This window comes from Embleya sp. L77 (assembly GCF_055557415.1).
Genome location: NZ_CM145709.1, coordinates 3683636 through 3710143, shown reverse-complemented (window position 1 = coordinate 3710143; position 26508 = coordinate 3683636). Strand labels below are relative to the sequence as shown.

General features: G+C 69.1%; 11 protein-coding genes and 1 tRNA gene. All 12 read right to left on the bottom strand.

Features of this window, described 5'->3' with window-relative positions:
- Window positions 1–223: 223 nt before the first annotated feature.
- Window positions 224–3631 carry a Swt1 family HEPN domain-containing protein gene (locus tag ACZOOI_RS15805; RefSeq protein ID WP_465276472.1) on the bottom strand — a complete coding sequence of 1136 codons (3408 nt, stop codon included), beginning with the start codon at window positions 3629–3631 and terminating at the stop codon, window positions 224–226.
- A complete protein-coding gene (locus ACZOOI_RS15800; protein ID WP_465281209.1) occupies window positions 3631–6384 on the bottom strand; it encodes a DUF1156 domain-containing protein in 2754 nt (917 codons plus the stop codon). Before ACZOOI_RS15800 ends, ACZOOI_RS15805 begins: the two co-directional genes overlap by 1 nt.
- A gap of 176 nt (window positions 6385–6560) precedes the next feature.
- Complete coding sequence (locus ACZOOI_RS15795) at window positions 6561–10031, bottom strand: helicase-related protein (RefSeq protein WP_465276471.1); 3471 nt, start codon at window positions 10029–10031, stop codon at window positions 6561–6563.
- Window positions 10032–10494: 463 nt separating this feature from the next.
- Window positions 10495–10568, bottom strand: a tRNA-Thr gene (locus ACZOOI_RS15790).
- Between the two features lie 81 nt (window positions 10569–10649).
- The gene (locus tag ACZOOI_RS15785; protein ID WP_465276470.1) at window positions 10650–12200 is read right to left on the bottom strand and encodes an alpha/beta hydrolase; all 1551 of its coding nucleotides are present in this window, start codon (window positions 12198–12200) and stop codon (window positions 10650–10652) included.
- Window positions 12201–12405: 205 nt separating this feature from the next.
- Window positions 12406–14037 (bottom strand): alpha/beta hydrolase, encoded by a 1632-nt coding sequence (locus ACZOOI_RS15780; RefSeq protein ID WP_465276469.1) that lies wholly within the window; start codon window positions 14035–14037, stop codon window positions 12406–12408.
- Between the two features lie 106 nt (window positions 14038–14143).
- Window positions 14144–15241, bottom strand: a complete 1098-nt coding sequence (locus ACZOOI_RS15775) for an alpha/beta hydrolase (protein ID WP_465276468.1) — start codon at window positions 15239–15241, stop codon at window positions 14144–14146.
- A 772-nt stretch (window positions 15242–16013) separates the two neighbouring features.
- Window positions 16014–17198 carry a DNA polymerase III subunit delta' gene (locus tag ACZOOI_RS15770; RefSeq protein WP_465276467.1) on the bottom strand — a complete coding sequence of 395 codons (1185 nt, stop codon included), beginning with the start codon at window positions 17196–17198 and terminating at the stop codon, window positions 16014–16016.
- 275 nt (window positions 17199–17473) lie between these two features.
- The gene (gene tmk / locus ACZOOI_RS15765) at window positions 17474–20674 is read right to left on the bottom strand and encodes a dTMP kinase (protein ID WP_465276466.1); all 3201 of its coding nucleotides are present in this window, start codon (window positions 20672–20674) and stop codon (window positions 17474–17476) included.
- Between the two features lie 184 nt (window positions 20675–20858).
- Window positions 20859–23729 carry a type I DNA topoisomerase gene (gene topA / locus ACZOOI_RS15760; RefSeq protein ID WP_465276465.1) on the bottom strand — a complete coding sequence of 957 codons (2871 nt, stop codon included), beginning with the start codon at window positions 23727–23729 and terminating at the stop codon, window positions 20859–20861.
- A gap of 417 nt (window positions 23730–24146) precedes the next feature.
- Window positions 24147–25679, bottom strand: a complete 1533-nt coding sequence (locus ACZOOI_RS15755; protein WP_465276464.1) for a DUF7059 domain-containing protein — start codon at window positions 25677–25679, stop codon at window positions 24147–24149.
- Between the two features lie 27 nt (window positions 25680–25706).
- Window positions 25707–26477 carry a hypothetical protein gene (locus ACZOOI_RS15750; RefSeq protein WP_465276463.1) on the bottom strand — a complete coding sequence of 257 codons (771 nt, stop codon included), beginning with the start codon at window positions 26475–26477 and terminating at the stop codon, window positions 25707–25709.
- Between the last annotated feature and the right edge of the window lie 31 nt (window positions 26478–26508).

Sequence of the window (26508 nt, the reverse complement as noted above, 5' to 3'; positions counted from 1 at the left end):
CATTACGAGGCCCACAAGATCATCCCGTCTGGTGCCGGCAGGTGCCACGGAATCCTGTTTCCCCAAGTCAGCGACCTCCACCTATCCGCTCACTCAGCGCTCGTGCACGAGGCCAGGGTCGAAGACAAATCTTGGCCTCCTCCTCCCGGAATGGGAGGCTGCCTCATCCCGGGTCGCAAAGGGGCCTGCCGCATGTCCGATTATGGATCGGTGTGTAAGTTGCTCAGCTTTCCTCGAAGCCACTGTCCTCGAACTTCAACTGGACGGCGTTCTCGCGGACGGCTCGCACTTGCTGCTCGGTGAAACCATCGTCGGTGGTTGCGGTGATCTCGATACGAACCTCGAGCCGGACGCCGTCGGCGGCTTCAAGGTGTGCGAGGACTTCCTGCTGAATGTTGGCGAAGTCGGCGGCAGGACGGTTGGGGTTGAGAGTCTTGACGCCCCAGAACCTCCGCGCGACCTTCTTGGCCATCGGCATCGAAGGCTGAGAACCGGCGCCCGGGAGAGGCATGACGATGCTGGGCTGCGGGGTGCTGTCTTCGCTGCTGCCGGCATCTTCTGCCGGGATCTCCGGCTCAGCTGGCGGGGTGGCGACGACCCGTGCACGCTGGGCGACCGCTCGTCCCGGCTGGACGAGGAGCATGTCGTCAGTGACGAAGCCGGGCTCGGGCTTGTCACCATGGATCCACAGGTTTTGGTACTCGTCGTTGGCCTCGTCGTAACCATCGGCGAGGGCGAAGGCGTCCTGTTGCCACAGGAGGACGTCGGCAGCGCTGAGTACGGCCTGCTCAAGTACCTGCCGGTTGGGCAAGCGCTTCAGGTACGGGTACTGGGTGTACCAAGACCACAGGTCGCCGAACCGCACGTGCCCCTTGCTCCAAGCGTTGGCCAGGGCGCTTTCGAGAGCCATGCGCACGAGCGTGGCCCCAAGCACTGGGGTGATCCACCCCTTGGCCTTGAGCGCTGCGGTGACGCGCTCGGCCAGGGAGCCCCCATCCTTGGCGACACGGGTGAAGGCGATGGTCGACTTCTGGCCAGGCAGCTCGGTGGGAATCAGCGCTGCGGTGAAGGCGGCACGGACACGGTCGTCGACGGCCGCGTCCAACTGGCGGGCACGGGTGATGGACTGCTTGCGCTGCTGGGCGCTGAGCTCGAGCTCATCGGCCTCGTCGGCAATGGACTGCCAGGCCCGGTACTCGCGTACTACGCCCTCGAGCTCGGGGTAGGTTTCACGATCGGCGGCGACCATGACCAGCATGTTGCGTCGCTGTCTCTGCCCGTTACCGGCCTCCCGCAGGAGACGCTCCGCGAAGTCCGTGGCGGTAGAGGCATCCTTGCCCCAGGTGAACTTCGGGTGCATGACCACGAGCTTGAGAACCTCGGAATCGGGGATGTCCCCGGTGTCGAGAGGTGCAGCATGCACGGCGCCGAAGGAAGCCTTGGTTGCCTTCCCCACGGCCTTGAGGCGTTCGACGATCGTGGCGTGCACGTCGGCCTCGCTGTAGCCAGCGGCCCGGTCGGCTGCCACCCGGGACACGGAAGCCGCCAGGTCGTACCAGGAGCGGTCACCGTCTTCGTAGAAGTACGTGGCACGCTGCCCCAGCAGTGCGCGGGCGTCACCGATGTGGTTGATGACGTCACCGGGTACTGCGGTTCCCAAGCGGAGCTGCTGGATGTCCACGCCCTTGTGCGCCGAGCGGAGCGTCGGGACCGTCGCGATGAACACCGACCGGGCGACGCGCCTGGTGAGCGCTCGCTGTCCGAACGACGGACGCTCGCGGTCGATCTGAACGGGGGTGGCGCCTTCGCCGTCGACGTCCTTGTCTACGACCGGCTTCCAGTTGTCGTCGAGATACTTGGTGATCTCGCTGAAGACCTGGGTGTCATGGATGGGCACCGCGCCGGGCGTAATGAGCGGCATGGTGTCACCAGCAGCCCACAACGAGTTGATGACCACACTCATCAGACGCAGCACACCTCGGGTGCGCTGGAACTTCGGCAGCGTCGACCAGTCCTCGTAGAGCCGGTCGAACAACTCGGGATGGATCGGGTACGCCGCCCGGATCCGCTGCTCGTACTTGCCGGTGGTCGTCTCACGCGGAAAGAACCCGGTGTTCTCCTGGTAGTACTTCACGTACTGCTTGGCCACGGCGGAGATGTCCGCCAATGCCACGGCATCGGGTTCTTCGAACAGACGCCGACGCACGATCTCGAAGGACTCGATGTTGTTGGCCGGCCGCCAGTCGTCGGCGTTGCGTCCGATGGTGTTCTGCAGGGTCTCCAGAGCGACGTGTCCATTGGGGCCACCCACCTCCAGCGCCGAGCCGCCGCCTCCGTTGTCCAGAGAGTCGGAGGCGGGGATGGAGACCACGAGCATGGCGCCCGGGATGGACTTGGCCAGCTCGGTCAGGTGCTGGGAGAAGGTGTGCTGCGTGGCGAAGGATCCGCCGGGCAGATCGTCGCGCCCCACTAGCTGGCGGGCGTAGGCCACCCACTCGTCGATCAGGATCAACACGCTCTTGCCGCCGGCGACGACGTCACGCACGACGGCATCCAGCGCATCGCCGGGATCGGTGCCGGTCGCATCCGCAATCGCAACGCGGTCGAACGCCTCACGGCCTCCGAGCTGCCAGGCCAGCTCCCCCCAGATCGTGCGCACCTGCGTGCCGTCGTCCTTGACGATCGGCTGGCTCGGGGAGAGCTTCGTACCCACCAACGTGACCCGCTGTACATCCAGCGACCTCAGTGGGTCACCTTTGGTTGTGGGCAGGGAAGCGTGCACGACATCCTGCACGGCCTGAGACAGCGCACTCGTGGCCAGACCCTCGGAGAACAGGTGGTACAGAGCCAACATCGAGTGCGTCTTGCCGCCACCGAACTGGGTCTGCAGATTTATCACCGGGCTCGCCCCGGCATCCCCGGAGAGACGCTTGAGCGCTCGGGTCAGCAGGTCGGACAGACCACTTGTGATATACGTACGGGAAAAGAACTCGGCCGGGTTCAGATACTCCGGCGCTGCGGTGTGGCCATGGGCCACCGCGTACAGGTCGGCAGCGAACTCCGCGGCAGAGAACTGCCCACGGATCACATCGGCGTGCGGCCGGATGACCTCGCGCCACGGCTTGACCGCCGTACCGGCCTGCATACCGGCCACCTTGACCGCCTGCGCCTCGCGCATCAGCCGGTTGCGTGTCTGCTTCTCGAAGACCTCCCGCTGGTGCTCCATCCGCATCTTCGCGACCGCATCGGCCTCGTCCCCGGCACCGATCACCGTCAGCAGACGCTCGATCGTGTCCAGCGCACGGTAGGTGTCGTCCGAGGAGAACTTCTGCCCGTGGTGAGCCGCGTTCGCGGTCTCCCGCAGCTCAGAGGCCAATGCGGATTGCGGACGCGAGAGGTCTTTCTCGAAGACCTTCCATTTCTCCGTAACTACCCGCAGCAGAAACCGAGCATCGTCTCGCGAATACGTCTTGGCTGTGCCGAACTTCGCCACGTCCTCAGCGGCGATCACCTCGACCCAGTCCTTTCCAGCTGGGACCTGGGCGGACATACGCATATCGACCCATGGCCGCATGCCCTCAAGCAGCTGGTCAAAGCTGCGCAGTACCTTCTCATTGTTCGTCAACGCCATCAGATCTCCTCCCCGAAGAGCATCTCGGCCACAGCGGCCGGGCGGATCGTGGTCGACGTTGCGGAGACATCGGCCCACGCACCACCGAGCCCATTGAACAGGCCAGCGGTCAAGGAGTCCTGAGACTCCATCAGCTCGTACAGGCGGGTGGCCAGGCGGTTGACCTCGTCCAGGTTCGCCCTCCCCTTCACCTCGGCCATGAGCCTGGCGGCCTCCTCGCGCCCCTCAGTCGCATACGCGCGCGCCAGGTGGCAGGTGACCTCCCAGAGCGACAGCCGGTCGTCGTGAGCCGGATTCCACCGGGGGTCGAGGTCTTGCGGCTTGATCAGCGCGACCTTGCCAGTGCCGGAGGTGAGGGTTCCACTGCGGGCGATCCCTTCGACGGACAAACCCAGTGGCACGGCCAGCGACTCTGCGTCACCATAGGGGCGCGTGTCCCATCCGTAGGAGCGGAACCAGTCCAGGCAAAACCGGGTGTCGGGGTCCAGCTCGGCATCATGCTCGTTCTGCAGCGCGTCAAACGTCTGGTTGATCAGCGCCAGTGCAGTCTTCACGGGCATCGTGGAGCCGTCGTCTTCCAGCACTCGGGAGAAACGGGAGAACACGGCCATACCCGGGCCTAGGATCGTCTGGCGCAAGTCCGCTGGAGCGATTGCACCTTCCCGGATGCGAGGCAGTGCCTCTTCCAGTTCAGTGTTCAGAGCAAACAGGAATCCAGTGCGGTCCGTCCCCGGGGCGGTCGTCGCGCGGGGACGGAGAGCCAACACGATCGACGAGGCAAGCGCATTAGAGCCGAGCCCCCGCATTCGGGAAGCCCTCTCACTACGAACCGGCCATGTTGCAGTAATCACCCATCCACTCCGAATCAGCCCTTCAAGGAATGTGGACCAGCCGGTACTTGCCACGCCTTCATTTTCAAGCTCAGCCTGCTTGAAGGCATAAAAAACGGAAATCGGATAGTCGGGAGAGGCGGAGAGCCGGGCATTTGCAAATACCTTATTGAATCCAGTCTCAAAGAAGGCTTCAGCCCCTCCTTTTCCACCATGCCTATTCGGGTCCGCGACGAGCTCATCGCCCTTCGGCACGAGCAAGGTATCGAACAGACTTGGTAGAATATTCCGGAACGAACGGCGCAGCCAGACGTAAAAGAAATCTGAAAGGTCAGCGTATCCGATATTGTCATAATAGGGAGGATCGGTAGAGATAACTACCTTTGAGTAGTCACGAGTCGCAGCATCAGCCTGGATGGCGACACCAGGTTTAAGCGAAGGTTCAACTGACCGAAGCGCCTGCGCTGTGGATTCAAGTGTCAACAGAACGCCAATTTTACCAACCGGATTCGCCTCCACGAAATCCCATGACATAGGGATCGCCTGGCGTGCAAAGAGTGCCCTAACATTCTCGTTAGAGCCGTTCCATGAGCAGATGGCATTATGCATATCTACTCCCCGGCTAAAAGTCATTCCGAGCAGCACAGAAACGGCATCGGCGTAGGCTTTTGCCCCGATGCCGCCATCGGATAGTCCCACCCCTTCAGGAATACCGTTACCAACGGCGTCTTCGAGCACTCTCTTGCGAACCTCGCCAACCAGATCGCTGAACACTGTTAGCGCCGAAAGCTGTCGAAAGGTGAACAGATCAGCCCATTCCGTCATTCCGTACCCCTGGACGCGGAACCCGAGAGCCGCTCTAGGGAGTGATCCCTGCGGCAAATTTTCGGGGAGCGCAACGTTGGCGGCGTCAGTATGCTCCCGAGTCGGCGGGACATAGAACTTGTTCCGGTTCCCCTCCGCGACGATTGCCATAAGCTGGGTTGAAAATTTCGCTCTTTTCCCCTCACTTCGAATATATGCGAGTTCTGCAGCGCCTCCACAAGCCACGCAGACGGCTCCGGACTTACTGACTGTGCCATCGTGGGCCTTATTTGGTGCACGCTTCGGGTCGTTCCCGATATTAAATTCCACACGTCGACCGCCGGGCGCGCCCGCGTCGTCGACCACCGTGGGGATTACATATGCCTCCTTGCCTTTCTTCTTACTCAACCACCACGTGCGCGCCAAAGGCATGCGGATTCCGCAGGCTGGGTTCGGGCAGATCACGGTGCGAGCCCAGATCCATGCGATGACGGCGGCCTCGCTAGTCTTGCCGGTATGTTCGCCAGCGGGCCCCAGCACGGGAATTCGCACCTTCGGATAAAGGTGCCCGACCCGCTCTTGCGCCCGGTCGCGCATCCAGGAACCGTACCGGAGAATGTCCTCTGAAAGACCCGTGGCATGCGGCCACGAGCCCATCTGCGTCTCCGCTGCGCCAGGGAAAACAGGAGGCTTCCCGGCAAACTTCGGCGGAATCTCGATAAGCGCCTTGTTGATCAGCACGGCAACTGGGTTGAGGTCACTGGCATGAGCCTCGAGGCCAAGGCGCTGCGCCTCCAGGGGAATCGTGCCACCACCTGCGAACGGATCTAGAATCGCTGGCGGATTCCCTTCCGTGGAATTTGCAATCTCGTCGCGAGCCTCTCGATAGAGAGTATCGTCGTTGACGTTTTCCCAAACCACCAAGCGCCGGATGATGCCGTGCAGACGCTCACGCTCAGCCTTTTGTTCAGAATCCGTCGGGAACCGCTCGGGATGACTAGATGGGTCATCAACCAGTTGGCTGAACAGCACTGCTCGAGCTGCAGCCAGCGGACGTCGTGCCCACCAAACGTGCACAGAGCGAGGGTGGTTGCGAGTGAAGGGCTCCTTCTCGCGGATCGACTCGGCGTTAATGTCTTCCAGCGGGAGGGAGACCTCGATGAGCTTGCGTCGAGGGACAGAACCTGACGGCGTTCCGGGCTGCACTGCGGTGTCCACCTGTTCACTTCAGATTTCGAGAGGCCCGAATCGTGCCTCGGGCGATAGTCAAAGGCATGAAGCATGTTTTCCGTACGTCAGAGGGGCTCGACCCCGCGCTCCCATTCAGCTTTCCACTTCCGGCGGAGATCGTCGACGTACTTGTCCAAGATCAGGTCAGCGAAAGGGTTGAGCACGTAGCGGACCCGGTCGTTCGACCCGTCAGGAGTCTCAGGATCGACAGCAACCAGCGCAAGCCGGTAGTTGGGCTCGGCGTTCTTGGCGTAGCCGACCTCGCTGGTGGTGACGGTGAAGTTGTCAGCACCCAGCACTCGCCCTTTGACCTCGATGAAGATCAGGTGGCCATCGGGCTTGAGGGAACGGATGTCGAAGCCCTTGTTGGAGTGCGCCATCTCCTCAGGGTCTCGGCCGAGCCGACGCTCGGCAGCCAGCACGGCATCGACGGCCCGACGCTCGGTGACAGCGGTGTCCAGAGCGAAGCTGCCAGCTGTCGGTTGTTCGCCGGCGGCTCCCGGGATGACCGTGGCGGGCAGGACGAGCGCGGCGCTGATGATCTGTGGCGGGTGCACGTTGACCTGGGTTTCGAGGTTCAGCTCGCCTTGACGGTGATCGAGCCGGGCCTCCAGTGATCGGGCGCGGTCACGTGCGGTGGCCGGCGACATGCGAATCTTCTTGCCAGCCGCTTGGGCCTCGGCGAGCTTGATCGACTCGCCGTCCCAGTAGTTCATCTGCGCCAGCAGCCGCTGCCGTACAAGTTTGCGTGTGCGCTGGACGGCCGGGACGACGCGGGCGGCGACGTCGGCGCGGTGCTCGGGGAGACCGTGCTGGATCGCCCAGTTCTGGGCGATCTTCTCCACGCCTTCGGCTAGCCAGGCGGTGGACAGCTCGGAGTCGACGGCAAGGGCCAGTGCGACGCGCTGCTCAAGGTTCAGACCTGCGGGCAGGGTCAAGTCGAGGTACGGGGCGGGGCCTGCCGGCTGTGCGGTTCCGTCCGGCAGCACGGAGACGTACTCGAACCTCTTGCTGATCGCGGTGCCGCGCCCGTCCGAGAGCTCTTCCAAGAGGGCGAACACGAGCTGTGGCGTGGTGATGCTCTGGTCCAGGAAGGTAGCTCCGCGGGTCAGGGCGTCACCGTACCTGTTCAGGATCTCGGTGATGATCGCGTCCATCAGCGGATGACCGGGCGCTATGAGCTCGGCGTCCGGTCGGCCGGGTATCACGACGGCCGAGGGCTCGAAGGTGATGCGTGCGTAGCGCGGACTTACTGTGCGCCGACCTTCGCGCAGGACAGCGGGCACTTGGGTCAGCTCGAACCGGTCCTTCTCCCGCTTGGATGCCCGCCCACCCAGGGCACGCAGGGACTCCATGACGAATGCCTGCACGAAGTGGGGCTGCATGCGCCGGGCGCGGGCCTCGTCCATCTGCCGACGCAGCTTGGCCAGCTCTTCCAGCCCGATGTCCGGGGTGGCCAGGGCACGTTCCTTGATCAATTCTTGTAGCCCGTCGGCCACGGACTTGTCGATGACCTGGTCCAGGTAGGCCCGGACCTCGGGCTGCTCGCCGTAGCGGATGGCTCGCATGAGCAGGTCGCGCAGCGGTTCGTCCGCGAAGGCGTTCTCCCCCAAGACGTCGAAGACCTTGCCGCCGTAGGCACGGCGCTGCTGCTCGATCTTGGTCAGCAGGCGCTGGAAGACCTGACCCTCTCTGGTCTGGGAAGCCACAAGGTTCCACAGTCGGCAGACCTCGCGCTGGCCGATGCGGTGAATACGCCCGAAGCGCTGCTCGATCCGGTTGGGGTTCCAGGGGAGGTCGTAGTTGACCATCAGGTGCGCGGCCTGAAGGTTCAGTCCTTCGCCGGCGGCATCGGTGGCGATCAGGACGTGGCAACGCGGATCGTTGGTGAACTTGGTGCGGATCTCCCGACGTGCCTGTCGCGCGGTGCCGCCGTGGATCGTGCGCACGGCATCCCCATCGCCACCCAACAGGGTGGTGATGCGGCCTGCGAGGTAGTCGAGGGTGTCGCGGTGCTCGGTGAAGATGATGATCTTGCGCGGGATGTGGTGGGCGCCGCTCATGCCATCCTCGCGGGCCTTGAGGACGAGGGAACGCAACTCCTGCCACTTGCGGTCCTCACCCGAGGCACGCACCTGCTGGGCGATCCCCTCCAGACGTGCCAGGACCGCGAGCTCGGCGTCCAGCTCGGCTGCCGTGCGCGCAGCGGTAGCAGCGTCCAGGACCTCGCTCTCCAGCTGCTCCCGCTCGGCGGCTCCCAGCTCGTCGGAGTCGAAGTCGTCCGGGTCGAACGACAGCGTCTCGGGCGGGGGGACGAACGGGCCCGCCAGCGTCTGCTCACGGTGGGTTCGCAGCCGGGCAATGCGGCGCCGGATCGACTGGTAAATCGCCTCAGGACTGGATGCGAGACGCCGCTGCATGACCGTGAGCGCGAAGCCGACCGTGCGCCGCTTGCCGTCGGCCTGCTCGGCCCTGTTCATCTCCGTGCGTACGTACTCGGTGACCTCTTCGTACAGGAGCATCTCCTGCGCGGAGAGGGTGTACTCGATGGTCTCAGCCACCCGCTCGGGGAAGAGCGGCTTGCCCTCGAACGTAAGCAGGTCTTCCTTGATCATCCGGCGCATCAGTCCGGTGGTGTCGGTGGAGTGCACGCCCTGGCGGTACTGGCCGTCGTATCGGTCAGGGTCCAGCAGGGCAAGGAAGGTCTGGAAATTGGCTTCCGACCCGGAGTGCGGCGTCGCGGTCATGAGCAGGAAGTGCCGGGTGATCTTGCCGAGCAGCTGGCCCAGTTCGTAGCGGCGGGTGCGCTTGAGTTCGTTTCCGAACCAAGATGCGCTCATGCGGTGGGCCTCGTCCACGACGATGAGGTCCCATTCCGACTCTGCGAGTGCGGTCTGCCACTCTCCGTTGCGGGCCAGTTGGTCCATGCGCGCGATCAGCATCGGGTTCTGTCGGAACGGGTCGCCGTCGCGGTCGGCCTCCGCGAGATCGCGCGTCAAGATCGCCATCTCGATTCCGAACTTCTCCGCGACTTCGGTCTGCCACTGCTCGACCAGCCCTCCAGGGGCGACGATCAGGCAACGCTGCACATCGCCACGCAGCAGTAACTCCTTGAGGTACAGACCAGCCATGATCGTCTTCCCGGCGCCCGGATCGTCCGCGAGCAGGAAACGCAAGGAGCCGGTCTGGGCCAGCATGGAGCCGTAAACGGCGCGGATCTGGTGGGGCAGCGGATCAATGGAGCTTGTCTCCACAGCCAGCATCGGGTCGGACAGACCTGCGTGCCGCATACGCAGTGCCTCGGCGGCCAGACGGAACTGCGCGGGATCGGCGTCGAACGACCACCGCGACTTCGGTGCCTCTGGTTGCAGCGAAGCAATGTCGTTAGGGAAGAGCACCTGGTCAAACAAGTGTCCGTGATCGTCCCGGAAAGTCACCTGCAAGGCGTGACTGATCCGTGTGACAGCCACGATGGTGACCGCCCCTGAGGTCAGCCCGGTCAGGCGGATGCCGGGCTGGACGTCATCGACGCGCATGGACCCCTTCTCTATGGCCAAGCACCGAGCAGCCTCGGCAGCTCAATCGTAACCATGTGACGTGCTCGCACTCCTCTGGTTGTGACCGTCCCTTCATTGAACAGACGTCGAACCCGAATTGCCTCCCAGCGGCAGCAAGGCACAGAGAGAGCAGAGGTCAGTTGGTCATGCCGACACCGTACGGGCGTCGCCTGACAGAGAGTCGTGAGGCAAAGTGCGCGTGAGGCACGAGTCTCGGCCCCGTTAGTGGCCGAGGCTCTCCGAGAAGATCCGATGGCCTGGTCCGGGTGCTCCAGGAGGACGTTGCTGTTCGAGGCTTCCGTCTAGGCAACGGGTGAAGATCAAAACCGCCGGACACACCCTGGACACATCCGAGGTCCCGGAAAGCAGAAGGCTCCGACTGGTTCACACCAATCGGAGCCTAAAACCCCAGGTCAGCGAAGTGCTGCCCGTAGAAAAACTGAGCCGCCTAAGGGAGTCGAACCCTTGACCTACGCATTACGAGTGCGTCGCTCTAGCCGACTGAGCTAAGGCGGCTTGTCCGTCCACCTCGAAGGTGGCGACAGGGAATGAGTGTACACACCCGTCGGGGTGGTCCACACGCGCGTTTGTCGGGGGTCAGCGGCAGGTCTTGCCCTTGGTGGGGACGGTGCCCTGGGTGAGGTAGTCGACCACCGTGCGGTCGATGCAGTCGCTGCCTCGGCCGAAGGCGGTGTGGCCGTCGCCGTCGTAGGTCAGGAGGGTGCCGGAGGCCAGTTGGCCGGCCAGGGATTGGGCCCATGTGTATGGGGTGGCCGGGTCCCGGGTCGTGCCCACCACCAGGATCGGGGCGGCGCCCTCGGCCCTGATCGGGTGTGGCCGGCCGGTCGGCGGGATCGGCCAGGAGGCGCAGGTCAGGCCGGCCCAGGCAAGGTTGCGGCCGAAGGTCGGCGAGTCGGCCAGGTAGCCGGGCAGCTCGCGCTCGACGTCCTCCCGGGACGTGGCGGCCGGCGGCGCGTCCAGGCAGTTCACCGCCGCGTTGGCGGCCATCAGGTTTTTGTACTTTCCGTCCGGGCCGCGCTCGTAGTACTGGTCGTTGAGTTCGAGCAGCGGTTGCCCGTCGCCGCGCAGTGCCGCCTCCAGCGCCTGCCGCAGGTCCGGCCACTGGTCCTTGGAGTACAGCGGCGACAGGATGCCCGTGGTCGCGATCGACTCGGTGACCCTGCGGGTGGCGTCGCCGGGCAGCGGGCGCGCGTCGAGTTGTTCGAGCAGGCCGCGGATCTTGGCCAGGCCGGCCGCGCGGGTCGCGCCGAGCGAGCACGAGCCACCGCCGACGCAGTTGTCCAGGAACGCCGCCAGCGCGGTCTCGAAGCCGCCGCCCTGCACCTTGTTGGCGGCCACCGCCGACTGGCTCGGGTCCATCGCGCCGTCCAGGACCAGCCGGCCGACCCGGCTCGGGTACAGCTCGGCGTAGGTCGCGCCGAGGAAGGTCCCGTACGACGCGCCCACGTAGTGGAGCTTCTCGTCGCCGAGGGCCGCGCGCAGCAGGTCCATGTCGCGCGCGGCGTCCACGGTGCTCACATGGCCCAGCAGATCGCTCGACCTGGTTGCGCAGGCCCGCCCGTAGGCGCCGGTGCCATCCAGCCAGGCCTGCTCCTCGGCGGGGGTGTCCGGCGTCGCGTCGAGCTGGGTGAAGGTGTCCATCGCGTTGTCGGGCAGGCAGTCGATCGCGGTGCTGCGGCCGACGCCGCGCGGGTCGAAGCCGACGATGTCGAAGCGCTTGCGCAGGTCGGCCGGGTATCTGAGGGCCGCGTACTGCGCGAAATCCAGACCGGAACCGCCCGGACCGCCCGGGTTGAGCACCAGTGACCCGATGCGATTCGGGCCGCCGGCGGGCTTCTTGATCACCGCGAGCTTGATCTTCGGGCCGTCGGGCTTGGCGTGGTCCAGCGGCACCTGGAGCGTGCCGCACTGGAAACCGCCGGTACACGCGGTCCACCCGATCGGCTCGACCGCGGCGGTCGGCGGCGCCTTGTCGGTGGGCGTGCCGTCCGGGTCGGCGGTCGTGGGCGCCTTGGCGGTGTCCGCGACCCGGTCCGGTGATTTCGCCGACGATCCCGACTCGCATCCCGCCACCAGGAGCAGGCCGACCGCCGCCGCAACGACCCTCGCGCACGAACCCCGCATCATGCGACCCGCTCCTCAGCTAGCCCAGTACGACCGTGCACCTCAGGGGAGGGTAACCACGCAACCCGGCGATACTCCCGACGACGCGACGACGCGACGACGCGACGACGCGGTGATGCGGACAGGGTGACGCGGGGACGCGGTGACGCCGAGCCCGCCGCCCGACCACCAATCGCCGGCCACCGGCCACCAGCCACCGCCCACCCCATCAACTACACCGCTTCCCCTTCGCCGGCATGCTCCCCCGCAACAGGAACCCCTCCACCGCCCCGTCCACGCACGTGCTGTTGCCGCCGTACGCCGTGTGCCCCTCGCCCTCGAAGGTCAGCAGCGTCGCGTCGGCCAGCTGGCTCGCCAACTTCTCGGCCGAGGCGTACGGCGTGGCCGGGTCACCCGTCGTCCCGACCACCAGGATCGGCGCGCTGCCCTGCGCGCGGATCGTGTGCGGCTTCGCCGGCGACTTGAACGGCCAGTTCTCGCAGCTCTGCCCGGTCAGGTCCTCGGCGGTGACATCGCGCGACAGCAGCGGCGCCTCGGCCTTGAGCCGGGTCAGCGCGGCCTGCACCTGCTCCGGCGTCGGCGCGTCCCCGGACCCGTCCGCACAGCCGATCGCGATGAACGCGTCCGAGCTGTTGTCGTAGTGCCCTTCCTCGTCCCGCCCGTTGTAGTTGTCGGCGTAGAACAGCAGCGCGTCCGGCGACATGCGCACGATCGCGTCGGCGAGCGAGTCGCGCAGGTACTTCCACGCGGTGTCCTTGTCGCCGTAGAGCAGGCTGATCACGCCGGTCCAGCCCAGGCTGGAGGTGAGCTTGCGGCCGCCCCGGCCGGTGAGCGGGTTCTCCTGCAGGCCCTCGAGGAAGTCGGCGGCCCTGGTCGGCGCGGTCTTCGGGTCGTTGCCGAGCGCGCAGCCCGAACGCCCCGCGCAGTCCTCGGCGAAACGGCGCAACGACCGGTCGAAGCCCACCTGCTGCTCGACCGACGCACTCAGGTTGTCCGCGGCCGGGTCCACCGCGCCGTCCAGGACCAGTCGCCCGGTGCGGGTCGGGAACCGTTCCGCGTAGGTGGCGCCCAGGTAGGTGCCGTAGGAGAAGCCGATGTAGTTGAGCTTCTCGTCGCCCAGGGCCGCGCGCAGGACGTCCATGTCGCGTGCGGCGTTGTCGGTGCCGACGAAGGGCAGCAGTTCGCCGGACCGGCTCTGGCACTCCGCCGCGTAGGTCTTCTCCCGTTCCTTGGCCCGCGCCTCGGCCCGGATCGGGTCCTCGGGCAGGTCCTCGGCCACGTACGCGTCCCGCTCGGCGTCGGTCATGCACTTCACCGGCGCGCTGCGTTCGACCCCGCGCGGGTCGAAGCCGATCAGGTCGTAGGCGTCCTGGAGCGGCTTGCCGATGGTGTCCTCGGCCATCCACCACGCCGCCTCGACCCCGGAGCCGCCCGGACCGCCGGGGTTGAGCAGCAGCGAGCCGATCCGCTGTCCGGGCTTGCCCGCGGTCTTGCGGGTGACCGCGATGTCGATGGTCTTGCCGGTCGGCCGGGAGTAGTCGAGCGGCACGGTGAACGTCGCGCAGCGGAACGCCTTGGCCTGGCTGCGCTCGTCGGGGTCGTCGCTCTCGCACGCCTTCCAGGTCGGTTGCTGGGTGTAGAAGCGCGCCAGCCGGGGATCGGGGTCGCCGGGCGTGGCCGGTCCCTTGGCGCCGGCCACGGTGGGCCGGGCCGGGCCGGATCGGCCGCCACCCGCGGCATCACCGAGATCGGACGCGACCGTACAGCTCGCGACTGTCGCGACGGCGAGCGCGACCGGAATCGCACGGCCGAGGAGTCCCACCCGGGATATTCGTTTCACGCGTACTGCCTACCATCGAACGGACACTCACGCACGAACGGTACGCGGCGGGCCCGGGCCGCGTCCGCCCGCCCCGGGGCGCCCGGTCCGATCCCGCCGCGCCGCGTCATGCCGCCGGGGTCCGGGTGTTGCGGCCCAGGAAGGCGAGTGCCTCGGGCAGTTGACGCACTATGTCGCCGGAGGCTCCGCCGGCGCCCGGGATCGCCTTGACCGACGTCGGCGCCTTGGCCTTGGCGGCGAATTCGCTGCCCGTGCTGCCGGTGTGACCGGAGAGCAGGATCTGTACGTCGGGCCGCGCGTCGAGCAGCCTGACCGGGTCGTTCGCCGCCTTCGCCGCCGCATCGGCGCCCCACAGCGGGGACTTGAGCGTGGTCCGGCCGGACAGGCTGACCGCCGCCGCGTAGTACTGCGGGTACTGCAACGCGTACTTGACCGAGCACAGGCCGCCCGAGCCGTCCCCGATCAGCGCCCACGAGGCGCGGTCGGCACTCGCGCGGTAGGTCGCCAGCACCGCGTCGCGCACGTCCTCGTTGTGGAAGGTGGCCATCTTCGGCCCGTTCGGGATGTCGCTGCACTCGGTGTCCTTGGCCGCCGTCCGACCGGCTTCCGCATCCTGCTTCGAGTACGGCATCAGTTCGGGCGCGACCACGATGTACGGCGGGACCGTACCGGCCTCGATGGCCGCCGCGAGCTTGGTCAGGAACGGCACGGAGTCGTCCACGAAGCTGTTCGACTCGATGCCCGGGAGCGCCGACTGGGTGACCAGTACGGGGTAACTGCGGCCCTGGTTGGCGGCGTTGTCGTAGCCCGGCGGCAGCCAGACCCACACATCGGCGGTGACTCCGGACCGGCCGCCCGCGAGGGTCGTCCTGGTCAGCGTGCCACCGGACTTGGCGCCCACCTTGGTGAACTTCTGTGGCGCGGCCTTGGGTTGGGCCGACGTGGCGGACGGTTCGACCGACGGGTCGGCGCTGGTGGAGGACGCGACGTTCTGCTTGTCGTCGTCGGAGATTCCCTGGTACGCGACGGTGCCGCCGACGCCCGCCGCGACCACGGCCAGCGCGAGCAGCCCGATGCCCAGCGGCGAGCGCACACCACGCTTGCGGCGAACGGGCGCCGGGTCGGCCCCGATCGGCCGGGCCTCGGCAACGCGCATCGGCTCGTGTCGAGCCAGACCCGCGGGCGCGGACGAGGTGAGCTCCACCGGTGCGAACGGCAGCGGCGCCTCGGCCCGAACCCGGGGCGAGTCCGAAGCATTCGTCCGCTCGGGCGCGTTCGTCGACTCCGCCGCACGGACCCGCGCGGCCGGGGCGACGGGCGCGATCGGCCCGGGCCGCCTCGACGCCCCGTCCCGCACCTCGGCCGGCGTCAACATGGCGGCCCAAGGCCCCGGTTCGCCCCCCGGACCGGCCTCCGGTTCCGCCGGAACCTCCGCTGGACCGGCCTTCGAACCGGTCTTCGAAACGTCCGTCGGACCCGCTGTCGAATCAGTTGCCGAATCAGCTGACGAATCGGTCGACGAGAGGCTCTCGGCCGGGTCGGCCGCAGCACGCGACTTGCGCGCTCTCAGCACGAGAACGACAACCGCCCCGAGGGTCACCGCGATCAGCAGACCTTTGAGCGTCCTGGTCACGGAACGCAACCCCGCACCGTCCTTCCGAACCTCACCAGCCACAATGTTCCCGCGAACTCTCCCACGATGACGCCCGAGCGGGGGTTCCGGGTTCCGCCCGAGGAGCACCTCCGCTCCAAGGAGTGAAGGCCCGAACCGAACACACCCGCAAACAACCGGACGGGCCTCCCGACGCACCCCGTCGAACAAGCGACCGGACGGGCCGAGTGCGGCGCACGAACAGCACGAACAGCACGAACACGAACCACGCCCACCCCACCCCGACCACGGAGCGAACGCGCGACGCGGCATTCGGCCGAGCCGGCCCCGAAGCCGGGAAGCGCTCGCCCCGACCGACCCGGCCTCACCCCGTCCGCAGCGTCAGCACCATCGCCTCGACGGCCAGCAGCGGCGCCACGTTCGCGTCGATCGCCCGCCGACAGGCCAGGATCGCCTCGATCCGGCGCAGCGTCGCCTCCGGCGTGGAGGAGCTGGCGATCGTGTCCAGGTCCGCGCGCAGCACGTCGTTGGCCAGGGGCACGGCCGCGCGCAGTTGCAGTGCCAGTACGTCCCGGTAGAACGCGGTCAGGTCCACCAGTGCCCGGTCCAGGCAGTCCCGCTGGGTACGGGTGGCCCGCTTCTTCTGCTTGTTCTCCAGTTCCTTCATCACGCCGGCCGTGCCGCTGGGCATCCGGCCGCCGCCGACCGCCCCCAGTGCGGCCCGCAGATCCTCGGTCTCGCGACCGTCCAGTTCCGCCGCGACCTGCTTCGCGTCCTCGGCGGCGGCGTCCACCAGCCGTTGTGCGGCGGCCATCGCCAGGCCGATGTCGCCGACCACCATCGGGATCCGCAGCACGTCGGCCCGGCGTCCACGCGCCTGTTCGTCCAGTGCCAACCGGCGTGCGCTCTTGATGTCGCCGCCGGACGCGGATGCCGCGAACGCGGCCATCGCCGGGTCGATTCCGTCCCGGCGCATCAGCAGATCGGCCACCGCGCCGGCCGGAGGCGTACGCAGCGCCACATTGCGACAGCGCGAGCGGATCGTGGGCAGCGCGTCCTCCAGGGACGGTGCGCACAGCAGCCACACGGTTCGGTCGGCGGGTTCCTCGATCGCCTTGAGCAATACGTTGCCCGCGCCCTCGGTGAGCCGACCCGCGTCCTCCAGGATGATCACCTGCCAGCGCCCGCCCGCCGGCGTCATGGCCGCGCGGCGGACCAGGTCGCGGGTCTCCTTGACGCCGATCGAGAGCAGTTCGGTGGCGACCACGTCGACGTCGGCGTGTGTCCCGGTGAGCGCGGTGTGGCAACCGTCGCAGTGCCCGCAGCCGGGCTCGGCGCCCAGGGCCAAGTCCGGGCTGACGCACTGCAGCGCCGCCGCGAACGCCCGCGCGGCGGTCGCCGTGCCGACCCCGGGCGGGCCGGTGAACAGCCACGCGTGGGTCATCCCGCCGACGCCCTCGCCCGCGAGGACCGCCCGGGCGGCGCCGGCGGCCGTGCGCAGCTGCTCGGCGACGCGATCCTGCCCGACGAGGTCGTCCCAGACGGTCACGCGCTCTTGTCTCCTCGATCCGGTGTACCCCCGATACGACCGTACCGGGGTGACGTGACAATCGAGGCCACGTCACCCTCGGACGGACCCGACCGAGGGCCGGGCCGACAGAGCCCGACCGATGGAGCCCGACCGACGACCGGACCGCCAGGCCCCGCCCGAGGGCCGGACCGCCAGTCCGCGACCGACGACCGGACCGACACGACCACCCGACGACCGGACCGCCGGGGCCCGTACCAGGCCCCGGCGTCAGGTTCCGTGATCAGGCCCCGGCGTCAGGCCTTGTTACGACGCCAGCGCCGCTTGCGCCCCGGCTCGCCCGACTCGTCGGGCGTACCCGCGTCCGCCGCTTCCGCGTCGTCCGCGTCCGGGTCGCCCGTCCACGGCCCGAGCAGGTCGTCGGCCAGCGTGTGATCGCCCGGCTCCGCCGGCGGCGGCACGACCGTGGGCAGTGCGTGCGTCTCGTCCAGGCTCACCTGCGGGATCTCCCGGGTGTCCTCGGCCGCCTCGCGCAGCCGGATCTGCTGCAACTCGGTGGTGTCGGCGTCGTCCGCGGGCGGCTTCGCGATGCCGTGTACGGGCGTGTCCGCCATCGACGGGTCCGGCCGCCGGATCCCGTGCACCGGCGTCTCGACCATGTCGCCGTCCCGGGCGGGGCCCGCCTCCGCGGCCAGCGCGGCGGCCTCCTGCGCGGCGCGGGCCTGGGCCGACGCCGCGGCCTCGGCCGCACGCGATGCCTCCCGCTCGGCCCGGCGGCGATCCGACTCGGCCCGGCGCAGCGCGTCCTCCGCCCGCCGGCGCTCCTCGGCGGCCCGGCGCTCGTCGGCGACCCGGATCGCCTCCTCGGCCCGCATGCGCTCGACGTCGCGGGCCGCCTCGGCCTGCAACCGGTCGCGCTCCTCCTCGGCCAACCGCTGCCGCTCCAGAGCCGCCTCGCGCTCCTCCTCGGCATCGGCCCTGGCCTGCTCGGCCTGGAGCGCGGACGCCTCCTCCAGCCGGCGGCGCTGCTCGTCGCGGCGCTCGGCCTCCTCCTCGGCGCGCACCCGAGCCTCCTCGGCCCGGGCCTTGGCCTCCTCGGCGACCCGCTGCTGCTCCTCGGCCCGGCGCTCGGCCTCCAGCGCGAGCCGACGGCGCTCGGCCTCGGCGTGCAGCCGGGCCTCCTCGGCCGCCTCGGCCGCGGCGCGGGCCCGCTCGTCCGCCTCGGCCGCGATCCGGCGAGCCTCCTCCTCGGCGTGCCGCTGCTCCTCCTCGGCCAGCCGCGCGGACTCCTCCTCCAGCCGGGCCTGCTCGGCCTGGCGCTGACGCTCTTCGCTCTCCGCCCGCAGCCGGGCGATCAGCGCGGCCTTCTCCGCGTCCCGGGCGGCCTGCTCGGCCTTGCGCCGGGCGTCCTCCTCGCGCATGCGCTTGGCCAGCTCCAGCGCCTGGCGCTTCTCCTGCTCGGACAGCGGCAGTTCGCGGTCGAGCCGGTGCCGGATCGGCGTGGTGACCGCGTCCGGCTCCTGGTCGGCGTCCACCACCAGGTAGCGGTCCGGGTCGTGCGCGGCCAGGTCCAGGAACGCGTGCCGCACCCGCAGGTGGAACTCGCGCGGCTCGGACTCCAGGCGGTCGGGCGCCTCGGTGAAGCGGCCGTGTCCCACCGCGGGGTCCAGGTCGAGCAGGATGGTCAGGTCGGGCAGCAGCCCGTCGGTGGCCCAGCGCGAGACCCGGCCGATCTCCCGCGCGCCCAGGCCGCGACCGGCGCCCTGGTAGGCGATCGAGGAGTCGATGTAGCGGTCGCTGATCACGATCGCGCCGCGCCGCAGGGCGGGCAGGATCACGGTCTGCACGTGCTCGGCCCGGTCCGCCGCGTACAGCAGCGCCTCGGTGCGCGGGTCGACCGGAGCGCCGTCCAGGTCGAGCAGCATCGCCCGCAGCCGCTTGCCGACCTCGGTCGCGCCGGGCTCGCGGGTGACCACGACCTCGTGTCCCTTGGCCCGGATCCAGGCCGCGATCGCGTTGGCCTGGGTCGACTTGCCCGCGCCCTCGCCGCCCTCCAGGGCGATGAAGAAACCGGTGGCCCCGGCCGGTCGGCCGGTGATGTGGTCCTCGTTGCGGGTGGCCGCGGCAAGGTCGCGCAGGATCGGCACGCCGCGCCGGTCGTCCACGCTCAGCAGCGCGACCCAGCCCAGGATCACCACGAACGCGCCCGTGCCGGCCAGGACCAGCGCCGCTCCGCTGTAGTCGAAGGTGAACCGGTCCGCGATCACCCACGAGCGCATGCCCAGGTAGCCCGCGGCGATCGGCCCGGCGACCAGCGCCACGAACAGCACGATCCGCACGATCAGTTGCGCGAACGCGAACGCCCGGGCCCGCAGGTCCTCGCCGAAGTCCAGGCCGTACATGGTGTATCCGGTGACCCACGCGACGCCCGCGAACACGCCGAGCACGGCGGCGAGTACCGCGGCCACCACCACGTTGGCGACCGCGGCCAGGATCAGCAGGGTCAGCCCGGCGAACATCACCGCCATGCCGTACAGCCGACGTCGGCTGAACGCCGGCACCACCCTCGGGCCCCACAACATGCCCGCGCTGACGCCCGCGATGAGCATCAGGAACACCGTGCCGTAGGCCGCGTTGCCCGCGTGCAGGCCGACCACCAGCAGCGGAGCGGTGGCCACCAGCGCGCCGCCCGCCAGGAACAGCGCGATCATCCCGACGATCAGGCCGCGCGCGGTGCGCCCGTGCCCGAACACCTTGCGCCCGTCGGCGAGCACCTTGAAGGGGTTGGGTCGCCGGGTGCTGACCGAGCGGCCGCGGGTGGGCATCCGGATCAGGAAGGCGAACACCGAGGCGAGCAGGAACACCGCGCCCGCGGTGTAGCAGGCCAGGTTCGAGGGGTGCTCGACGAACATCGACACGTCGTGCGAGAAGGCGGTGCCGATCAGCGCGCCGAGGATGAACAGCAGCGCCGCCGCCGGAGCCGCGCCGTAGGAGGTGACCAGGTTGAACTGGTTGGCGGTGCCCAGCCGTTGGCGCGGCACCAGGTTGGGCACGGTGGCGTCGCGGGCGGGTCCGGCGAGCGCGCCGACCACACCGACCACCGCGGTCGCGCCCCAGACCCACCACATCTTGTCCACGAACGGCACGGACACGAGCACCAGGGCCCGGATCACGTCGCACGTCACCAGCGTCCAGCGCCGGTCGAGGTGGTCCACGATCGCGCCCGCCACCGAGGAGACCACGGCGGCCGGCAACATCCGCAGCGCGAACACCACCGCGACCGCGGTGGCGTGCTTGCGGTAGTCGCCCTCGACGGTCCACAGCGCGGCCGAGGTCAGCGCCAGCAACGCGAGCCAATCGCCCAGCGCGGAGGCCGCGACCGCGAACCAGAAGCGGCGGAAGGGGCGGATGCTCAGCACGCCCCCGATGCCCTCTGTCGGTTCGACCTGACGGGGCGGTATCGCCGAATCCGGCGCTTGCTGCTCCGCGTGCGTCATACGGAGAACCCTAACGTCGTCACCTGACGGGAAACGGCAACCTCGGCCGGATCCCCCGTGCTCCGGCGGCGGACCGTAGCACAGGGCCCGATGTCGTCGCCGGAAGCGACCGAGGCGGCGCCGGATCCCGCCGGCGCCGCCTGATCGAAACGTACCGAGATATCCCTACCTCAGTCTTGTTGCCTCACGCCTTGTCGGCCGCGTTCTTCGCGCCGGCACTCGCCGTCGCCTTCGCGGCGGCCGACTTCGTGGTCTTGCCGTCGGCGGCCGTCTTCTTGGCCGCCGTCTTCTTCGCGGCGGTCTTCGTCGCCGTCGCCTTCTTCGCCGGGGCCTTCTTGGCCGCCGCCTTCTTGGTCGTCTTCTTCGCCGGGCCCTTGGCCCGCTTGTCCGCGAGCAGCTCGTAGCCCCGCTCGGGGGTGATCGTCTCGACCGAGTCGTCCGCACGCAGCGTCGCGTTGGTCTCGCCGTCGGTCACGTACGGGCCGAACCGGCCGTCCTTGACCGTGACCGCCTTGCCGCTGACCGGGTCGGTGCCCAGTTCCTTCAGCGGCGGCTTGGCCGCGGCCCGCCCGCGCGCCTTGGGCTGGGCGTAGATGGCCAGCGCCTCCTCCAGGGTCACCGTGAACAGTTGGTCCTCGGTCTCCAGCGAGCGCGAGTCGGTGTCCATCTTGAGGTACGGGCCGTAACGACCGTTCTGCGCGGTGATCTCGGTACCCGTCTCCGGGTGCTTGCCCACCACGCGCGGCAGCGTGAACAGCTTGAGCGCGTCGTCCAGGGTGACGGTGTCCAGCGCCATCGACTTGAACAGCGACGCGGTGCGCGGCTTGGGGCCGTTCTTCGCGGCGGCCTTCTTCGCGGTCTTCTTGGCCGGCTTGGCGCCGTCCGCGGCCGGCGCCGGGGCGGCGGGCGCCTCGGGCTCGGGCAGCACCTCGGTCACGTACGGGCCGTAGCGCCCGTCCTTGGCCACGATCATGTGGCCGCTGACCGGGTCGATGCCCAGCTCGTGGTCGCCGCTGGGCTTGTCGAGCAGTTCCTCGGCCTTGGCCACGGTCAGCTCGTCCGGCGGCAGGTCGTCCGGCACGTCCGCGCGCCGCTCGCCGCGCTCGACGTAGGGGCCGTACCGGCCCACCCGCAGCACGATGCCCTCGCCGACCGGGAACGAGTTGACCTCGCGGGCGTCGATCGAGCTGAGGTCGGTGACCAGGGCCTTGAGGCCGCCGAGGTGGTCCTCGTCGGGCCGGCTCTCGTCGCCGAAGTAGAACCGGCGCAGCCACGGCACGGCCTCGGTCTCGCCGCGCGCGATCCGGTCGAGGTCGTCCTCCATCTTCGCGGTGAAGTCGTAGTCCACCAGCGTGGCGAAGTGGCCCTCCAGCAGGCCGACCACGGCGAAGGCCAGGAAGGAGGGCACCAGCGCGGTGCCCTTCTTGAAGGTGTAGCCGCGGTCCAGGATGGTGCCGACGATCGACGCGAACGTCGAGGGGCGACCGATTTCCCGGTCCTCCAGCTCCTTGATCAGCGACGCCTCGGTGTAGCGGGCCGGCGGCTTGGTCGCGTGGCCCTCCGGGGTGAGCTCGTCGGCGCTGAGCGCGTCGCCCTCGGTGACCATCGGCAGCCGCCGCTCGCGGTCGTCCAGCTCCGCGTCCGGGTCGTCCGAGCCCTCCACGTAGGCCTTGAGGAAGCCGTGGAAGGTGATGATCTTGCCGCTCGCGGTGAACTCCGCGTCGCGCCCGGGCAGGTCCGCGCCCTGCGCGATGCCGCCGATGCGCACGGTCACCGACTGGCCGACCGCGTCCTTCATCTGCGACGCGACGGTGCGCATCCAGATCAGTTCGTACAGCCGGAACTCGTCGCCGGACAGCCCGGTCTCGGCCGGCGTGCGGAAGCTCTCGCCCGAGGGACGGATCGCCTCGTGCGCCTCCTGCGCGTTCTTGACCTTGCCGGCGTACACCCGCGGCGCGTCCGGCACGTACTCGGCGCCGTACAGGTCGCGCACCTGTGCCCGGGCGGCCGTGACGGCCGTCTCGGACAGCGTGGTGGAGTCCGTACGCATATAGGTGATGAAGCCGTTCTCGTACAGCTTCTGGGCGATCTGCATGGTGCGCTTGGCGCCGTAGCCGAGCTTGCGCGAGGCCTCCTGCTGGAGGGTGGTCGTGCGGAACGGGGCGTACGGGGAGCGGCGGTAGGGCTTGCGCTCGACGGCGCGCACGGTGAACGACGCGGATTCCAGCGCGGCGCTCAGCGCACGGGCGCCGGCCTCCTCCAACTGGAGCACGCCGGCGTTCTTGAGCTTGCCGTCCGGGCCGAAGTCGCGACCGGAGGCGACCCGCTTGCCGTCCAGCGAGACCAGGCGCGCGTTCATCGTGCTCGGGTCGGTGGGGTCGCCCGCCCGGCCGGTGCCGAACACGCCCAGCAGGTCCCAGTACGAGGCCGAGGTGAACGCGCGGCGCTCCCGCTCGCGCTCGACCACCAGGCGGGTGGCCACCGACTGCACGCGGCCGGCCGACAGGCGCGGACCGACCTTCTTCCACAGGACCGGCGAGACCTCGTAGCCGTAAAGGCGGTCGAGGATGCGGCGGGTCTCCTGCGCGTCGACCAGTCGCTGGTTCAGCTCACGCGGGTTGTTCACCGCGTTGCGGATCGCGTCCTTGGTGATCTCGTGGAACACCATGCGGTGCACCGGCACCTTGGGCTTGAGCACTTCCAGGAGGTGCCACGCGATGGCCTCGCCCTCGCGGTCCTCGTCGGTCGCCAGGAAGAGTTCGTCGGCGTCCTTGAGGAGCTTCTTCAGCTTGGCGACCTGGGACTTCTTGTCCGCGTTGACCACGTAGATCGGCTCGAAGTCGGCGTCGACGTCGACACCGAGTCGGGCCCACGGCTTGCCGGCGTACTCCGCCGGTACCTCGGCGGCGCCGTTGGGCAGGTCGCGGATGTGTCCCACGCTCGCCTCGACCACGTAACCGGGGCCGAGATAGCCCTTGATCGTTTTCGCCTTGGCCGGGGACTCGACAATGACGAGTCTCAGGCCGTCGCGCGCGGTCTCGCTGCTCGGGGACACCTTCGCTTCTCTCTCCATCGTCGTCGGCAGCGGCCGTGCCCGGTTGAGCAAGGCCGTACTCGGGGGTTCGTATTCACATTGCGGTTGCCGGGTGGCGGAGCGTGACCGGGAGTCGGCCCCGTGTGTCAAACCGGTTTCTGCTCGGCTTGTCACGGAGTCGTCCCGAGGCCGCCGTCCGACCGGACCGTCCCCCGGATCCGGCGATTCGCTCCGACGTCCGCGTCCCTCGCCCCTCGAACGGTAACGCGCGCATCGCGGTTCCCGCCTCCCGACCCCGTTGGTTCGCGGTCGAGCTGGAAGCCGCCGCCTCCATACAACACATTTTCTTGGCAACGGCAAGGAGCATCCTGTGGGGACAACACCTGCGACTGTACAGGCGTGCCGCCCCGGATCACGGTGCACCGGCCCAAGCCGCGCTCAGTCGGTGCGGTCGGGCCGCTCCCCGGCAGGCTCCCCGACCTCGGGGAACAGCAGGAATCCGTCGGCCACCAAACCGCGCAGTTCGCCGGGTACGGCATCGCGCAAGCGGGCCGGATCCTCGTCGAGCAGCTCGGCGATCGCGTCCACGATGACGCCGGCCGGAAGCTGCCCGTCGCTGGCTCCGGCCAGCGCCGCGCCGACGGTGTCCACCCGGTCCGCCCGGCACATGCCGCGCCGCTGACGCAGCACGACCGCCTCGGGGTCCTCGGCGCCCGGCGCGCCGGTCTGCTCCTGGACCACGTGGTCGGCGAGCCGGAAGGCGACACCCAGCAGGCCGTCGTCGTCCGTTCGGGCCAAGGCGTCCTGTCGGCCGAACCAGGCGTGCACCTCCGCGCCGAGCGGTTGTTCGATCGCGTGCGGCCAGTCCTCGATGTGCACGTTCGGCGTGTCGGAGCCCGACGCCCGCAGCGTGATCCAGCCGAATCCGATGCCCTCCACGCCGTCCCGCTCGAACGCCGCCAACCAGGCGTCGTAGCGTTCGGCGTACGCGGCGCCGTGGTGGTCACCCGAATCGCGCAGCCACAGCTCGGCGTACTGCGCCGGGTCCTGCACGTCGCGCTGGACCACCCAGGCATCGCAGCCGGTGGGTGCCAGCCAGGCCGCCAGCCGGTCCTGCCAGTCCTGGCCGCGCAGATGCTGCCAATTGGCCAGCAGCTGGCAGTAGCCGCCGTCGTTGAGGAACCGCGGCGCCTGCGCCACCAGCAGCCGACACACCTCGTCGCCGGGCAGCCCCGCGTCGCGGTAGGTGTACCGCTCGCCCACCGGAGTGATCACGAACGGCGGGTTGGACACGATCAGGTCGAACCGCTCGCCCTCGACCGGCTCGAACAGGCTGCCCTCGGCCAGGCCGACGTTGCCCACCCCGGACAGCGCCATGGTCAGCCGGGTCAGGTCGAGCGCCCGCTTGTTGACATCGGTGGCCAGCACCGAGTCGGCGTGTCGCGACGCGTGCAGGGCCTGCACGCCGCACCCGGTGCCCAGGTCCAGCGCGCGGCCCACCTGCTCGCGCACGGTGATGCCGGCGAGCGTGGTGGACGCTCCGCCGATGCCCAGCACGTGATCCGCCCGGACCGGGCCGTTGACCCCGCCGATGCCCGCGCCGAGGTCGGACACGACCCACCAGTCGGTGTCCGCCTCGCCGTAGGGCCGGATGTCCACCAGCGGCCGCACGTGGTCGCCGTCCTGCTCCAGCAGCCCACCGGCCAGCGCCTCGGCCAGCGGGAGGGCACGCCGTACGTGTGCCTCGGGCGCGGGCGTCTGCAGCAGGAACAGCCGGATCAGCACCGCGAGCGGGCTCGCCGCGTCCGCCCGCAGGGCACGCAGCGCCGGCACGGTCTCACCGCGCGACAGCGCCGCGTATGCCTGGGAGCCGAGGGCGTCGAGGCAGCCGTCGACGGTGTAGCCGGCCGCGATCAGGGCCTCGCGAAGTCGGGCCACCTGGGAGGTGTCGTTCATGGTCACGCGCACCATCCTGCCTCGTGCGCGCCGGGGCGGCGGTCAGCCGGCCGGTGCCGTGCCGGTCGGCGGCGCCGAGGAGGACTCCGCGCCGGCGCTCGGCGGCGGGCTGCTCGGCGCGGTGGAACCGGTCGAGGACGCGCTGGTAGGCGCGGTGGACTTGTCCGGCGCGGGACTCGAGGCACCGGCGCTCGGCGTCGTGCTCGCCGTGGGCGCCGAGGTGACCGGGACGGTCGGGATCGCGTCCGGCTTGCCCGCCGCGCACCCCGGCACCGCCGCGAGCGCCTTGCCGGCCTCGCCGCGGTGCAGCCTGTCCAGGGCCGTGTGCGAGGACGCGCGCAGCCCGTCGATCTCCGGGTTCAGCGAGCGCAGCCCGTCGGCGAACACGTTCTGCTTGTCGATGGCCAGGCCCTCGACCTTGGCCTGGATCCCGGCCCAGCCCTTGGCCGCGTTGCGCAGCTCCGCGACCACCGAGGTGCGCAGCGTGGCGCCGTCGGCGACCGCGGGTATGCCCGCCTTGTCGATCGCGTCGGCGAGCGCGTTGTCCGCGTCGGCGAGTCGGGAGATGTCGGCCGCCAGCCGGGTGCGCAGGGTCGCGGGCTGCTCGTTGGGGATCACCTTCCCCACGTCCGCCAGCGCCACCCGGGACTCGTCGATCCGCGCCGTCACGTCCACCGCGCAGACCTTCGCGGCCCAGGCCCGCAGTTCGGCCTGCTTCTTCTTGTTCTCGTCGTTCTTGTCGTCGCCGCCGCCGCATGCGGTCAAGGCCGATGCCAGGACCAGCGCGGAGACCACCAGGAACTTCCTCGACACGCTTTCCACCTTTGCTCGGAGCCGGACGCAG

Coding starts and splice junctions, on each gene's coding strand:
- ACZOOI_RS15785 (WP_465276470.1), bottom strand. CDS start 12,200: ATGATGCGGGGTTCGTGCGCGAGGGTCGTTGCGGCGGCGGTCGGCCTG.
- ACZOOI_RS15805 (WP_465276472.1), bottom strand. CDS start 3,631: ATGGCGTTGACGAACAATGAGAAGGTACTGCGCAGCTTTGACCAGCTG.
- tmk (WP_465276466.1), bottom strand. CDS start 20,674: ATGACGCACGCGGAGCAGCAAGCGCCGGATTCGGCGATACCGCCCCGT.
- ACZOOI_RS15755 (WP_465276464.1), bottom strand. CDS start 25,679: ATGGTGCGCGTGACCATGAACGACACCTCCCAGGTGGCCCGACTTCGC.
- ACZOOI_RS15795 (WP_465276471.1), bottom strand. CDS start 10,031: ATGCGCGTCGATGACGTCCAGCCCGGCATCCGCCTGACCGGGCTGACC.